The 14,233-nt window shown below is 71.8% G+C and carries 13 protein-coding genes; 10 read left to right on the forward strand and 3 right to left on the reverse strand.

Translation table 11 applies throughout. The features are described 5' to 3' along the window. The first annotated feature begins 113 nt into the window (after nt 1-113). Complete coding sequence (locus BCR15_RS04030) at nt 114-1,961, forward strand: ABC transporter transmembrane domain-containing protein (protein ID WP_068750670.1); 1,848 nt, start codon at nt 114-116, stop codon at nt 1,959-1,961. Nucleotide 1,962: 1 nt separating this feature from the next. Continuing rightward, entirely contained in the window at nt 1,963-3,891 is a 1,929-nt protein-coding gene (locus tag BCR15_RS04035; RefSeq protein WP_078919718.1) for an ABC transporter ATP-binding protein, read from the forward strand. Nucleotides 3,892-3,897: 6 nt separating this feature from the next. Here BCR15_RS04035 and BCR15_RS04040 read toward each other — a convergent pair whose 3' ends face one another. Then, nucleotides 3,898-4,716, reverse strand: a complete 819-nt coding sequence (locus BCR15_RS04040; protein WP_078919717.1) for a hypothetical protein — start codon at nt 4,714-4,716, stop codon at nt 3,898-3,900. Then, nucleotides 4,716-5,648 carry a 2,3,4,5-tetrahydropyridine-2,6-dicarboxylate N-succinyltransferase gene (dapD, locus tag BCR15_RS04045; protein WP_068750671.1) on the reverse strand — a complete coding sequence of 311 codons (933 nt, stop codon included), beginning with the start codon at nt 5,646-5,648 and terminating at the stop codon, nt 4,716-4,718. The genes BCR15_RS04040 and dapD overlap by 1 nt, the downstream gene beginning before the upstream one ends. 153 nt (nt 5,649-5,801) lie before the next feature. On the opposite strand from dapD, the gene BCR15_RS04050 reads away from it, so the two are divergent. From BCR15_RS04050 to BCR15_RS04080, 7 genes are all read left to right on the forward strand, one after another. Next, nucleotides 5,802-7,379 (forward strand): circularly permuted type 2 ATP-grasp protein, encoded by a 1,578-nt coding sequence (locus BCR15_RS04050; protein WP_068750674.1) that lies wholly within the window; start codon nt 5,802-5,804, stop codon nt 7,377-7,379. Beyond that, nucleotides 7,373-8,293 carry an alpha-E domain-containing protein gene (locus BCR15_RS04055; RefSeq protein WP_068750676.1) on the forward strand — a complete coding sequence of 307 codons (921 nt, stop codon included), beginning with the start codon at nt 7,373-7,375 and terminating at the stop codon, nt 8,291-8,293. The genes BCR15_RS04050 and BCR15_RS04055 overlap by 7 nt, the downstream gene beginning before the upstream one ends. Before the next feature lie 22 nt (nt 8,294-8,315). Then, nucleotides 8,316-9,158 carry a transglutaminase family protein gene (locus tag BCR15_RS04060; protein ID WP_068750678.1) on the forward strand — a complete coding sequence of 281 codons (843 nt, stop codon included), beginning with the start codon at nt 8,316-8,318 and terminating at the stop codon, nt 9,156-9,158. Between the two features lie 13 nt (nt 9,159-9,171). Continuing rightward, nucleotides 9,172-10,242, forward strand: a complete 1,071-nt coding sequence (gene dapE / locus BCR15_RS04065) for a succinyl-diaminopimelate desuccinylase (RefSeq protein WP_068750680.1) — start codon at nt 9,172-9,174, stop codon at nt 10,240-10,242. Beyond that, nucleotides 10,239-10,973 (forward strand): LOG family protein, encoded by a 735-nt coding sequence (locus BCR15_RS04070; protein WP_068750682.1) that lies wholly within the window; start codon nt 10,239-10,241, stop codon nt 10,971-10,973. The genes dapE and BCR15_RS04070 overlap by 4 nt, the downstream gene beginning before the upstream one ends. A gap of 5 nt (nt 10,974-10,978) precedes the next feature. Then, nucleotides 10,979-11,371 (forward strand): hypothetical protein, encoded by a 393-nt coding sequence (locus tag BCR15_RS04075; RefSeq protein WP_068750685.1) that lies wholly within the window; start codon nt 10,979-10,981, stop codon nt 11,369-11,371. 73 nt (nt 11,372-11,444) lie between these two features. After that, nucleotides 11,445-11,612: a DUF3117 domain-containing protein gene (locus BCR15_RS04080; RefSeq protein WP_068750687.1), complete on the forward strand. Its 168-nt coding sequence runs from the start codon at nt 11,445-11,447 to the stop codon at nt 11,610-11,612. Nucleotides 11,613-11,666: 54 nt separating this feature from the next. Here the strand turns inward: BCR15_RS04080 and glgA are convergent, their stop codons facing one another. Continuing rightward, nucleotides 11,667-12,851 carry a glycogen synthase gene (gene glgA, locus BCR15_RS04085; RefSeq protein ID WP_068751093.1) on the reverse strand — a complete coding sequence of 395 codons (1,185 nt, stop codon included), beginning with the start codon at nt 12,849-12,851 and terminating at the stop codon, nt 11,667-11,669. Between the two features lie 97 nt (nt 12,852-12,948). Between glgA and glgC the strand changes: the two genes are divergently transcribed. Beyond that, nucleotides 12,949-14,175 (forward strand): glucose-1-phosphate adenylyltransferase, encoded by a 1,227-nt coding sequence (gene glgC / locus BCR15_RS04090; RefSeq protein ID WP_068750689.1) that lies wholly within the window; start codon nt 12,949-12,951, stop codon nt 14,173-14,175. The last annotated feature ends 58 nt before the right edge of the window (nt 14,176-14,233 follow it).

Genomic DNA, 14,233 nt, shown 5'->3' on the forward strand with positions numbered 1-14,233 from the left:
GTCGCCCGCTGACCTGAGCCGCGCCGGGGCTCCACGCCCCGCCCGTGACGCCCCGCGTCCCACACCTCACACCACCTCGCGTCGTCGCGACGCCGTCCGTCAGGACCTCTCCCATGCATGCAACGCCCCGCGGGCGATACGATTTCCCGCCCGCGATCCCGCTCGACGCGCGCCCCGACGTCCGCTCGCCCATCCGATTCCTCTTCTGGCTCATCCGGTCCTACGGCTGGGTCGTGCCCGCCATGACGCTGGCCGCGTCGTCGTGGCTCATCCCCGCCGCGCTCACGCCCTGGCTGCTGGGACGCGCGATCGACGCCGGAGTCGCGCGCGGTGACGCCACTGCGACCCTCGGCTGGCTCGCGCTCCTGCTGGCCGTGATCGCCGTGGGCGTCACGGGAGGCATCCTCTTCCACACGTTCGCGGTGCGGATGTGGCTGCTCGGGATCTACGGCATCCAGCGGCGGGTCTCGCGGCACGCCGTGCACCTGGGCCACGTCCTGAACCGGCGGGTCCCCACCGGCGAGGTGCTGAGCGTCTCGTCGTCCGACTCCGACCAGTTCGGCGCCACCATCGAGTCCTTCGGCCACGTCATCGCGGCCGCGGTGAGCTTCGTGCTGGCGTCGGCGCTCATGCTCAGCACCTCGCCGTCGCTGGGCGCCCTGGTACTCGTCGCCACCCCCGTGCTGCTGCTCGCCTCGACGCCGGTGCTGCGCCCGCTGACCCGGGCGCAGTCGGCGGAACGGACCGAGAGTTCGTCGCTGACCTCGTTGGCGAGCGACATCGCGACGGGGCTGCGCATCCTGCGCGGCATCGGAGGGGAGCGCACGTTCGCGCGCAACTACGAGCGCCAGTCCCAGAAGGTCCGCGCGCTGGGAGTGCGGCTCGGGACCTGGCAGGCCGTCGTCGAGGCCACGAGCATCCTGCTGTCCGGCCTGCTGCTCGTGGCGCTGGTCCACCTCGGATCCCTCAGCCTGCTCGACGGCGACCTCAGCGTCGGGGAGCTGATCAGCTTCTTCGGCTACGCGGTGTTCCTGACCTCACCCATGCAGACGTTCTTCGACTTCGCGCAGAAGTGGGTCCAGGGCCTCGTGGCCGCGCAGAAGACGCTGGCCTTCCTCGGCTCCGAGGTGCCGTGGGCGCCGTCGGGTGCACCGCTCGGTCCGGACCCGGTGCTGCACGACGAGGTCTCGGGCGTCACCGTCCAGCCCGGACGGATGCTGGGCGTGGTGTCCGCCGACCCCGACGTCACCGCGGCGCTCGCCGACCGGCTCGGCCGCTACCTCCCCGATGGCGCGCCGGACGCGCCCGACGAGGAGGACCTGACCGGGCGCGCGCGTCGGCTCGCCAGGCGGGAGCGGATCGCCGCCCGGGCCCGGCGCGCGGCGGAGGACGCCGAGCTGGCCGCCAGGCCGTGGGGCGTGACCGCGGACGGCGTCGACTACGCGAGCCTCGACGTGGCCGATCTCAGGCGGCGTGTCGTGGTGTCCCACACCGGGGCGTCGCTGTTCTCGGGAACCCTGCAGACGGCCGTCGATCCGTGGGGGACCCACAGCCGCGAGCAGGCCGAACGAGCCCTCCTGGCGGCCGCCGCGGAGGACATCTACGAGTCTCTCCCCGGCGGGTGGCAGGGGCGCATCGACGAGAAGGGCCGAGGGCTCTCCGGCGGCCAGCGTCAACGGCTGGTGCTGGCGCGCGCCCTGGTACAGGACCCCGACGTCCTCGTGCTCGTCGAGCCCACCTCCGCGGTGGACGCCCACACCGAGGCCAGGATCGCCGTCCGGCTCGCGGGGCACCGCCGCGGCCGCACCACGGTCGTCGTGACCGCATCCCCACTGCTGCTGCGCCACTGCGACGACATCTCGCTCCTGGTGGACGGCCGCGAGGTGGCCCGCGGCACCCACGACGAACTGCACGACCATCCCGACTACCGCCGCGTCATCACCCGCGGCATGGAGCACTGACATGAGCGACTCACTGCTGGGGACGACGTCCCCCGCCACGTGGCGCGACGGGCCCGCGACCCCGCGGCTCCCCGACGGACTGGGGGCCCCGCGGGGCGTGGGGCTGCGGGACCGACTGGCCGCCCTCGTCCGGCGGCACCACATCCGCACGGCCACGGCGCTGGCCGTCTACGACGACGCCCGCGCGCCGCGGACCGGCTTCCCCGTGGCGTCGTCGACGCAGGCGCTGGGTTTCCTGCGCCGCCTGCTCGGCGGGCGGCGCCGCGCGCTGGCTTGGGCCGTGCTGCTCAACGTGGCGGCGGCGGGGGCCGGCCTGGTGGCGCCGTTCCTGTTGGGGCGCCTCATCGACCGCGTCACTGCGGGGCTGGTGGGACCGTCCGGGGTCTCGACGCTCGTCGCGGTCATCGCCGGCGTGATCCTCGCGCAGGCGGTCCTGACATTCGCGGCGCGGCGCGCGTCCGCGGTCCTGGGCTACGACCTGCTGGCCGCTGCCCGGGAGGAAGTCGTCCGCATCGTGCTGCGGCTGCCGCTCGGTCACGTGGAATCGTCCGGGTCTGGGGATCTCCTGACGCGGATCACCTCCGACGTGGGCAAGATGGCCACCGCCGCGCGCTGGGCGTTCCCCAACCTCATCGTGTCCATCGTGCTGATCGGCGCGACGCTCATCGCCATGGCCGTCAACTCCTGGCTGCTGGTGCTGCCGATGATCGGGACGGGCCTCGTGATGTGGCTCGGCGGCCGCTACTACCTGTCGCGCGCCACGGCCGGCTACATCACCGAGTCGCGGTCCTACTCCGTCATCAACTCCACCACCACGGAGACGGTGGAGGGCGCGCGCACGATCGAGGCGCTGGGCCTGGGCGAGGGGAGGATCGCCCAGATCGACGAGGACACCGAGGTGTCCGGACAGGCGGAGCGCTACACCATGACGCTGCGCAACATGCTCTTCGCCATGGTCGACTCGTCGTTCCAGCTGCCGCTCGTGGGCGTCGTCCTGCTCGGCACGTGGGGCCACGCCCAGGGGTGGGTCACGATCGGACAGATCACGACGGCGGCGCTGTACGTCTCGCAGCTGCAGGGCCCGTTGGACCGAGTCATCGCGGTCCTGGACCACCTGCAGCTGGGCATCGTGTCCACGGCGCGGCTCATCGGCGTCGCGCAGCTCGACGACGACCGGACGCCCGGAGAGGCGGAGCCCGACGGCGTCAAGCTGACCGGCAGCGACCTGCGCTTCGGCTACCGGGAGGGCGTCGACGTCCTCCACGGGGTCGACCTGGACCTGCGCCCGGGGGAGCGGCTCGCGATCGTGGGGCCCTCGGGGTCCGGCAAGTCGACGCTCGGGCGGCTCGTGGCCGGGATCAACCGGCCCCGGATCGGGGAGGTGACCGTGGGCGGCGTCGACGTCATGGACCTGCCGCTCGACCGGCTGCGCACCGAGGTGGCGCTCGTCACCCAGGAGCACCACGTGTTCGTCGGCACGGTCCGCGACAACGTGGTCCTGGCGCGGGAGACCACCGCCTCCGACGACGAGGTGATACAGGCGCTGCGCGCGGTCGACGCGTGGGGCTGGGTGTCGCGGCTGCCCGGAGGCCTGGACGCCGAGCTCGGCCACGGGAAGGCGACGCTGACGCCGGCACAGGCGCAGCAGGTGGCGCTGGCCCGGCTCATCATCGCCGACCCCCACACGCTGGTGCTCGATGAGGCCACGTCGCTCATCGACCCGTCCTCGGCCCGGCACCTTGAGGGGTCGATGGCGGCCCTCTTGGACGGCCGGGCGGTAGTGGCCATCGCGCACCGGCTGCACACGGCGCACGACGCGGACCGGATCGCGGTGGTCGAGGGCGGCCGCATCGTGGAGCTGGGCTCGCACCACGAGCTGCTGGAGCGCGACGGCCAGTACGCCGACCTGTGGCGGACCTGGCGCGACTGACGCGGGTCAGCCGAGGGTGAACTCGGCCGTGCCGGGCGCGGCGGCCCGCTCGGCCGGGCCCCACGCCGCGTCGTCGGCCGACCACTCCCGGTCGCCGACGACGGCCGACGTGACGCCGCCGGCATAGCTGTTGGCGATCACCATGTGCGTGGCCGCCCACAGCGCCGCCGGATCCGACGCGGTGACGGTGGCGACGCCGTCGCCGAGGGAGAACTCGACGCCCTCCAGCACGGCGAGCTGCCGCTCGAACTGGCCGGGGTCGGCGGCCGCGGCCTCGAAGCCGAGGCAGCCCAGAGCCTCCTCGCGGGCGCCGCTCAGCGCGGCCGCCACGGCGAGCGCCTTCTCCTCGTGCTGCCGGTAGGCCTCGGGGTGCCCGCTGCGCTGCACCTGCTGCGCCACATCGTTGACGTCGCCGGTCTCCCAGCCGTCGAACTTCACGAGCTCCTCGTAGAACCGGGCCGACGCGTACCAGGGGTCGAGGATCTGCTCCTCGGTGCCCCACCCGTAGGAGGGGCGCTGCTGGAACAGCCCCAGCGAGTCCCGGTCGCCGTAGTCAAGGTTGCGCAGGTCCGACTCCTGATAGGCCGTCGCCAGCGCGATCACCGCCGCCTGCTCGGGGAGTCCCGCCTCGACGGAGGCCGCGACGATGATCGACGCGTTGCGCGCCTGCTCCGGGGAGAGGGTGGTCACGCCGTCGTCCATCAGCACGGTGCAGCGCTCGGGTGTGACGCGCTCGTAGACGTAGCGGTAGACCCGGACCCCCACGACCGCCAGTGCGGCGATGACCGCGACCGCGAGCAGCGCCGCGATCACAGACCGGCGCATCAGTTGGCGTGCAGCTCGGAGTTGAGCGACACCTTCGCCCCGCGCCGGTTGCGGGCCATGACCGCGCCGGTGACGGAGTCGCGCAGGAACAGCAGGTCGTCCTGGCCGGACAGCTCGCGGGCCTTGACGACGCTGCCGTCGGGCAGCGTGACCTTGGTGCCGGCGGTGACGTAGAGGCCCGCCTCCACGACGCAGTCGTGCCCGAGCGAGATGCCGATGCCGGAGTTCGCGCCCAGCAGGCAGCGCTCGCCGAGGCGGATGATCTCCTGGCCGCCGCCCGACAGGGTGCCCATGATGGACGCGCCGCCGCCGACGTCGGTGCCGTCGGCCACCACGACCCCGGCTGAGATGCGGCCCTCGACCATGGACGTGCCGAGCGTGCCGGCGTTGAAGTTCACGAAGCCCTCATGCATGACGGTGGTGCCATCCGCCAAGTGCGCGCCGAGCCGCACACGGTCCGCGTCCGCGATGCGCACGCCGGCCGGGGTGACGTAGTCCACCATGCGCGGGAACTTGTCGATGCCGTAGACGGTCAGCTGCTCGCCGCGGGCGCGCAGCAGCATCCGCACCCGGTTGACGTCACCGATCCGGACGGGTCCGCGCGTCGTCCACGCGTTGTTCGGCAGCACGCCGAAGATGCCCGTGAGGTTCAGCCCGTGCGGCGCGACCAGCCGCGCGCTCAGCAGGTGCAGCCGCAGGTAGGCGTCCTCCACGGTGGCCGGCGGCTCGTCGAGCGCGATCTCCACCCGCACGGCCTTCGTCTCGACCTGCCGGATCTCGTCCACGTGCTGCGCCTCGGCCAGCAACGACGGCGGGTCGTCGGTCACCCCCGAGCCCAGCCGCGGCTCCGGGTACCACGCGTCGAGGACGGCGCCGGTGGTGTGGACGGTGGCCAGGCCCCAGGCCCAGGCGGTGCGGGTCTCGTTGGTCATGGCGGTCAGTCTAGTGGCGCATCGGGAGCGTCCAGCAGCTCGCGGGCCGTCAACGCGGCGTCCAGCGCCCCGGCCGCGTACACGACCCCAGCCTACGGGCGGATCCACGGTCGCGGATGTGGACGATCGGCCCGACCCCATACCCTGTGACGCATGAGCGCACTGTTCGACCACTACCCGCCGGGGGAGGCCTTCGACGAGATGGTCGGGCCGGAGGGCGTGCGGGCGTCCGCGACGTCGGTGGTCCAGGGGCTCGAACGGTTGGGGCTCGACGAGCTGCGCTCCCGGGCCGACTACCTGCGCACCACCTACATCGACCAGGGCGTCACGTTCGACATCGGCGGCGAGGAACGGCCGTTCCCCCTCGACATCGTGCCCCGCATCCTGCCCGCCGACGAGTTCGCGCACGTCGAGGCCGGCAGCAAGCAGCGGGTCCGCGCGATGGACGCCTTCCTCGACGACGTCTACACCGAGGGGCGCTGCTTCACCGAGGGCGTCATTCCCCGGCACGTTGTCGCGTCGTCGCCGCACTTCCACCGGGCCATGTGGGGCGTGACAACCCCCAACGGCGTCCGGGTGCACATCGCGGGGATCGACCTGGTGCGTGGCCACGACGGCGTCTTCCGGGTCCTCGAGGACAACGTCCGCAGCCCGTCCGGGGTGTCCTACGTCATGACGAACCGCCGCGCGGTCAACGCCGCGCTGCCGGAGATCGCGGCCCAGCACCGCATCCGCCCGGTGGAGGACTACCCGTCGGAGCTGCTCAAGGCGCTGCGCGCCGCCGCGCCGTCCGGCGTGGCGGACCCGACGGTGGTCGTGCTGACCCCGGGCGTGTACAACTCGGCGTACTTCGAACACGCGATGCTCGCCCGCATGATGGGCGTCGAACTGGTCGAGGGCCGCGACCTGGTCGCGCACGCCGGCCACGTGTCGCTGCGCACGACGCGCGGGCTCCGGCCGGTCCACGTCATCTACCGCCGCATCGACGACGAGTTCCTGGACCCGGCCGTGTTCCGCGCCGACTCGCTCATCGGCTGCGCCGGCCTGCTCAACGCGGCCCGCGCCGGCACCGTGACCATCGCCAACGCCGTCGGCAACGGGGTCGCCGACGACAAGCTCGTCTACACCTACCTGCCGGACCTCATCCGGTTCTACCTGGGCGAGGAGCCGATCCTCGCCAGCGTCGACACGTGGCGGCTCGAGGAACCCGAGGCACGCGAGGAGGTCCTGGACCGCCTGGACGAGCTCGTCGTCAAACCCGTCGACGGGTCGGGCGGCAAGGGCATCGTCATCGGCCCGCGCGCCACCCCGGAGGAGCTGGAGCGGCTCAAGCGCCAGATCCTGCGCGACGCCCGCGGCTGGATCGCGCAGCCCGTCGTCCAGCTCTCCACCGTGCCGACCATGATCGACGGCGAACTGAGGCCCCGGCACGTGGACCTCAGGCCCTTCATCGTCAACTCCGGCAACGACAACATCTTCGTCCTGCCCGGCGGGCTCACCCGGGTGGCGCTGCCCGAGGGCGAGCTCATCGTCAACTCGTCGCAGGGCGGCGGCTCGAAGGACACATGGGTGCCGGCCGGTCGCCGTCCGGTAATCGCACCCGTCGCCGCCGCCCCGCCGCCGCGACCCTCGTCGGTGCCGCTGTCGGAGCAGATGCTGAGCCGCGTCATCCGGCACCAGCACGAGCAGCAGCAACAACAGGAGCGGGCGGGGGAGGGGGCGCCGTGCTGAGCCGCATCGCCGACTCCCTGTTCTGGATCGGCCGCTATTTGGAGCGCGCCGAGGACACCTGCCGCATCGTCGAGGTCCACCTGCACCAGCGGCTCGACGACCCCGGCGCCTACCCCGCCCAGGCCGCCCGGGACCTGCTGCTGCTCATGGGGCGCGAGCCCGACAGCGACGAGCCGGACGTGCTGCAGGAGCTGTGCTACGACGAGAAGTCGCCGGTCAGCTTCCTGGCAGCCCTCGGCAGCGCCCGCGAGTCCGCTCGCCGGGCCCGCGAGACGGTGTCGACGGAGGTGTGGGAGTCGATCAACACCACGTGGCTCGCGATGCGCGGCGGCCGGCTGCAGCGCATGCGCCCGGCGTCGATGTTCAAGCTGGTCCGGGAGCGCTGCGCCGTCATCGCGGGCCTCGCCGATTCCACGATGAGCCACGACGAGGGCTGGCTGTTCCTCACGCTGGGGCGCAGCATCGAACGCATCGACATGACCTCCCGCCTGCTGGCCACCGCCTCGCTGGCCGGCAACTCGCCGCGCGCCTGGGACCACGTGCTCAGCGGCTGCGGCGCGCACCACGCGTTCGTCCAGCGCTACGGCGCGATCGCGTCGGACCGGGACGCCGCCGAATTCCTCATCCTCGACAGGCTGTTCCCCCGGTCGCTGATCTACACGCTGAACACCGCGGTGGACGCGCTGTCGCAGCTGGGACCGGTGAACCAGCGGATCCGCCCCGACGACCCCGCCACCCGGCTCCTCGGCGCGGCCCGCGCCACGCTCGAGTTCCTGCCGGCCGAGGAGATCCTCCTGGATCTGCCGGAGCAGATGGCGCGGCTGCAGGTGGTCTGCTCCGAGACGACGCAGGCCGTCTCCGCGCGCTACTTCGAGGGCTCGGCGGCCGCCGCCTGGGTGGGCGGTGCCTGGTGACCAGCAGCGGAAGGACCCGGCCGTGAGCCAGTACCGCATCGTGCACACCACCGGCTACCGGTACGAGGGTGGGGCGACCGACTCGTTCAACGAGGCGCGCATGACGCCGCTGACCAGCAGGCGGCAGCTCGTCCTGTCCTCGAAGCTGGACATCACCCCGGTGGCGTGGACGCACGCCTACCGCGACTACTGGGGGACCTCGGTGGTGGCCTTCGAGATCCACGAGGCGCATGCCGACCTCAACGTGGTGGCCACCTCCACCGTCGACATCCACGACGTGTCGCGGGCGGCCGAGCCGCTGGGCTGGGACGGGCTCGCCGACGCGGCCCTGCGCGACCGCTACGTCGAACTCCTCACGCTCACGGGCTACGTGCGGCCGCACCGCGACGTCGCCCGTCTGGCCGAGCAGGTCCGCCGGGCCGCCGACACGCCGGCGGACGCCGTCGGCGAGCTCACGCGACGCCTCCGCGAGCGCGTGGGCTACCTGCCGGGCGTCACCCAGGTGCACACCACGGCCGCCGAGGTGTGGGAGCACGGGGCCGGCGTCTGCCAGGATCTGGCCCACCTGACCCTGGGCGGCCTGCGCGCCATCGGCATCCCCGCCCGCTACGTGTCCGGATACGTCGTGCAACGCGCCGAGCCGGAGATCGGCGAGGCCATGGTGGGGGAGTCGCACGCCTGGATCCAGTTCTACGACGGCGAGTGGCTCGGGTTCGACCCCACGAGCCAGGCGGAGCCCCGCGGATCGCACGTCGAGGTCGGCTTCGGGCGCGACTACGCGGACGTCGCCCCGCTCAAGGGCATCTACACGGGCTCCGGAGGCTCCGAGATGTACGTGTCCGTGGAGATGACCCGGCTGACCTGACTAGGCTCGCACCATGAATCAGCTGGTTGCGGTGCTGCAGGAGATCATGGATGTCGAGTCCGTCTCGGGTGCCGAGCGCGAGCTGGCCGATCTCGTCGAGGGGTGGCTGGCCTCGTCGCCCCACCTTCGGCTCCACCGCGACGGCGACTGTGTCGTCGCCCGGACCGAGCTCGGCCGGCCCGAGCGGGTCGTCATCGCCGGCCACCTGGACACGGTGCCCGTCGCCGGCAACCTGCCGTCGCGGCTCATCGAGCACCCCGAGGGGCAGCGGGTCTGGGGCCGCGGCGCCTGCGACATGAAGGGCGGCGTCGCCGTCATGCTCACCCTGGCGCGGGAACTCACCGCGCCCAGCCGGGACATCACCTGGATCTTCTACGACCAGGAGGAGGTCGAGGCCACCCGCAACGGCCTCGGCCGGCTCGCCCGCAACCGTCCGGACCTGGTCGCCGCGGACTTCGCCGTGCTCATGGAGCCCACCGGGGCGCGCATCGAGGGCGGCTGCCAGGGGACCATCCGCATCGACGTGACCACCCGCGGCGTCGCGGCCCACAGCGCCCGAGCCTGGATGGGCCACAACGCCATCCACGACCTGGCGCCGGTGCTCGCGCGCCTTGCCGCCTACGAGCCCGAGGAGATCGAGGTCGAGGGGCTCACCTACCGCGAGGGCCTCAACGCCGTCGCCATCACCGGCGGCATGGCGGGCAACGTCATCCCGCCCTCGGCGACCGTGCAGATCAACTACCGCTTCGCGCCAGACAAGAGCGTCGACGAGGCCCTCAGCCGGCTGCGCGGCTGGTTCGCGGGAGTCGAGTTCACCGTCGCGGACGCGTCGCCCGCAGCACGCCCGGGCCTCGACCGGCCGGCCGCGCGGGAGTTCGTCGCAGCCATCGGCGAGCCCGCCTCCCCCAAGTACGGCTGGACCGACGTCGCGCGGTTCAGCGAGCTCGGCGTCCCGGCCGTCAACTACGGCCCGGCCGACCCGTCCATGGCCCACCGCGACGACGAGTTCTGCCCCGTCGCGGACCTCGACGCCTGTGCCGCCGGGCTCAGGCGATGGCTCAGCACCGAAGGAGATCCCCGATGAGCGACCAGTTGCGCCGCGCCGGCGCCGTCGTCCTGGGCGGCGGTGAGCGCACCCGCCAACCCATGGCTGACGAGGCGCTCCTCCAGCACACCGGGCAGCCGTGGAGCCACCTCGACCCGTGGCGGGTCCTGCGGATCCAGTCGGAGTTCGTCGAGGGCTTCGACGCGCTCAAGGAGCTGCCGCCCGCGGTCAGCGTCTTCGGATCTGCGCGGACCTCGACCGATCACCCGATGTACCAGGCGGCCGTGGAGCTCGGCCGCGGCCTGGTGCACCGTGGTTTCGCGGTGATCACCGGCGGGGGGCCGGGCATCATGGAGGCCGCCAACCGCGGCGCCTTCGAGGCCGAGGGCACCTCGGTCGGGCTGGGCATCGAGTTGCCCAACGAGCAGGGGATGAACGAGTTCATCTCGCTGGGGGTCAACTTCCGGTACTTCTTCGCCCGCAAGACCATGTTCCTCAAGTACAGCCAGGGCTTCATCACCATGCCCGGCGGCTTCGGCACCCTGGACGAGCTTTTCGAGGCGCTGACCCTTATCCAGACGGGGAAGGTCAAGAACTTCCCCATGGTCCTGTTCGGGCGCGCGCACTGGGCGCCGCTCATGGAGTGGGTCCGCGACACCATGGCCGAGCACGGCTTCATCGCCCGCTCCGACCTCAGCCTCGTCACCGTCACCGACGACGTCGAGGAGGCCCTCGACGCCATGGGCCGGCCCGGCGAGATCCCGGGCTGACCGCCGTGTGGATCCTCGCCGTCGTCGTCGCGATCGTGGTGCTGGGGCTGGCGGCCTTCGCGGGACTGGGTCGCCTCGGCCAGATGCCCTCGGACGCCGTGACGGATCGCCCCAAGGGGCGGATCCCCGCCGGCCCGGTGACCGCGCAGTTCCTCGCGGAGGCCCGACTCCCCACGGCCGGCACCGGATACGACCGCTCCCAGGTGGACCACTATCTGGCGCGTGTCGTCGACGGGACCGCGCCCCCGGCGGCCGAGACGGTGTTCGACGTGGTGCGGGGCGGCTACGACATGCAGGTCGTCGACGAGGTGCTGCTGCGCGTCGACTACGAGCGCCCGACGGCGGCGCCGCCCCCCGAGGACACGCCGCCCCCCGATGACACAAAGTTTCCTGGGTGAACGAACCTTGCTTGGTGCGATGCGGAATAATAGACCTCGTCCACAGTTCGACGAGCGAGAATGAGAGTGGCAGATGGCAGCGATGAAGCCCCGCACGGGTGACGGTCCGATGGAGGTCACGAAGGAGGGTCGCGGCATCGTCATGCGCGTCCCCGTCGACGGAGGCGGCCGCCTTGTCGTCGAGATGAATGCCACCGAGGCCACCGATCTGCTCAACGCGCTCAAGGACGTCGTCGGCTGACACACCCCCACTCCGTGCGCACAGGGCCGCCCCGCGGGGCGGCCCTGTCGCGTCTCAGCCCCGGGCGCCGATGGCGGCCTCGTAGACGGCCACCGTCTCGCGCGCGATCTTCTCCCAGGAGAACTCGTCGATGCAGCGCTGCCGCCCCGCCCGGCCGAAGCGCTCCGCCAGGTCCCGGTCGCGCGTGACGCGGTTCACCTTCGCGGCGAAGTCCGACTCGAACCCCGCGACGAACTCGCGGTCCCCGGCGCGCGCGGGGTCGTACGCAACCAGCAGGCCCGTCTCGCCGTCGACCACGACCTCGGGGATGCCTCCGACGGCGCTGGCGACCACGGGCGTCTCGCACGCCATGGCTTCCAGGTTGACGATCCCCAGCGGCTCGTAGATGGATGGGCAGGCGAACACCGTGGCGTGCGTGAGGACCTGGCGCACCGAGGCGCGCGGCAGCATCTCCGCGACCCAGACCACGGGGGCGGAGCGCTGTGCCTGCAGCGCGGAGAAGGCGGCGTCGAACTCCGCGGCGATCTCCGGCGTGTCCGGGGCCCCCGCGAGGAGGACGACCTGCGTGTCCGGATCGAACTCGGCGGCCGCGCGGACCAGGTGCACGAGCCCCTTCTGGCGCGTGATGCGTCCGACGAACACCACCGAGGGCTGCTCGGGGTCCACCCCGAGCCCCGTGACGACGTCGGTGCCGTGATCGGGCCGGAACTCGTCGGTGTCGATGCCGTTGCGGACCACGTGCACCTTGTCGGGGTCCAGGGCGGGATAGCTGTCGAGCACGTCGCGGCGCATGCCGGCGCTGACGGAGATGACGGCGTCGGCGGCCTCGTAGGCCGTCTTCTCGGCCCAGGAGGAGACCCGGTAGCCGCCGGCGAGCTGTTCGGCCTTCCAGGGGCGGTGCGGCTCCAGAGAGTGCGACGTCACGACGTGCGGGATGTCGCGCATGAGGCCGGCCAAATGCCCGCCCATGTTGGCGTACCAGGTGTGCGAGTGCAGGATGTCGGCGTCGTCGGCCACGGCTGCCGCCATGGAGAGGTCCGCGCCCAGGACCCGCAGGGCGGCGTTGGCGCCCGGGGGGAAGTCCTCGGCATGCGCGGTGGCGCCGTCGCGCGGCTCGCCCATGCAGTGAACCTCGACGTCGATGAGCTTGCGCAGCTGAGGCACCAGCTGGGCCACGTGGACACCGGCGCCGCCGTAGATCGTCGGGGGATATTCACGGGTCAACAGCGACAGCTTCATGGTCATGCCCGCATCGTTCCACACCATGGCTGCCCACGGGCCGGTCATTTGCGGGAATTCCTTGTGGGGGTGGTCCGTTTGGCAATAGGTTCGGGCCATGGCTGCACGTCCCAAGATCTTGTCCATCGTCCTGGCCGGAGGTGAGGGGAAGCGGCTGATGCCGCTGACGGCGGACCGGGCTAAGCCGGCCGTCCCCTTCGGCGGCACTTATCGCCTCATCGACTTCGTCCTGTCGAACCTCGCGAACTCCAACCTGCGGCAGATAGCCGTCCTGACCCAGTACAAGTCGCACTCGCTTGACCGGCACATCTCCAAGACGTGGCGCTTCTCCACCATGCTGGGCAACTACGTCGCGCCCGTGCCTGCCCAACAGCGCCTCGGGCCGCGCTGGTACCAGGGCAGCGCCGACGCGATCTACCAGTCGCTCAACCTCATCCGCGACGAGGATCCCGACTACATCGTCGTCTTCGGGGCCGACAACATCTACCGGATGGACATCGAGCAGATGATCGACGCCCACATCGACTCGGGGCTGGGCGCCACCGTCGCCGGGATCCGCGTGCCCCGCAGCGAGGCGTCGGCATTCGGCATCATCGATGCCGCCGCCGACAAGAAGATCAAGAGCTTCCTGGAGAAGCCCGCCGATCCGCCGGGCCTGCCGGACTCGCCCGACGAGTCGTTCGCCTCCATGGGCAACTACGTGTTCTCGAGCAAGGCCCTCGTCGAGGCGTTGCGCGCCGACGCCGAGGACCCGACGGCGCGCCACGACATGGGCGGCGACATCATCCCGTGGTTCACCGAGCAGGGGCAGTCGCAGGTCTACGACTTCAAGGACAACGTCGTGCCGGGCGCGACCGAGAAGGACGTCAACTACTGGCGGGACGTGGGGACCATCGACGCGTTCCACGAGGCCCACATGGACCTCGTCAACGTGGAGCCGGAGTTCAACCTGTACAACGACGAGTGGCCCATCTGGACCGACCAGGTCCAGGCGCCGGGCGCGAAGTTCGTCATCCGGGGCCGGGCCGAGGACTCGATCGTCACAGCCGGCTGCATCATCTCCGGCGGCGAGGTCGATCGCACCGTGCTGAGCCCCAACGTACACGTGGACAAGTGGGCGCAGGTCTCCGACTCGGTCCTGATGGACTCGGTGAAGATCGGCAAGAACGCCGTCGTGCGCCGGGCGATCCTCGACAAGTACGTCGTCGTGCCCGACGGAGTGCAGATCGGCGTGGACCACGAGCATGACCGGGCCCGCGGGTTCGTCGTGTCCGAGGGCGGCATCACGGTCGTGGGCAAGAACGTGGAGGTGGTCCGGGACTGACAGCGGACCCCTACGACATCGGCCCCCTCACCCGTCGCGGGTGAGGGGGCCGATTCGC

The organism is Tessaracoccus lapidicaptus, assembly GCF_001693815.1.
Lineage (GTDB): Bacteria > Actinomycetota > Actinomycetes > Propionibacteriales > Propionibacteriaceae > Arachnia > Arachnia lapidicapta.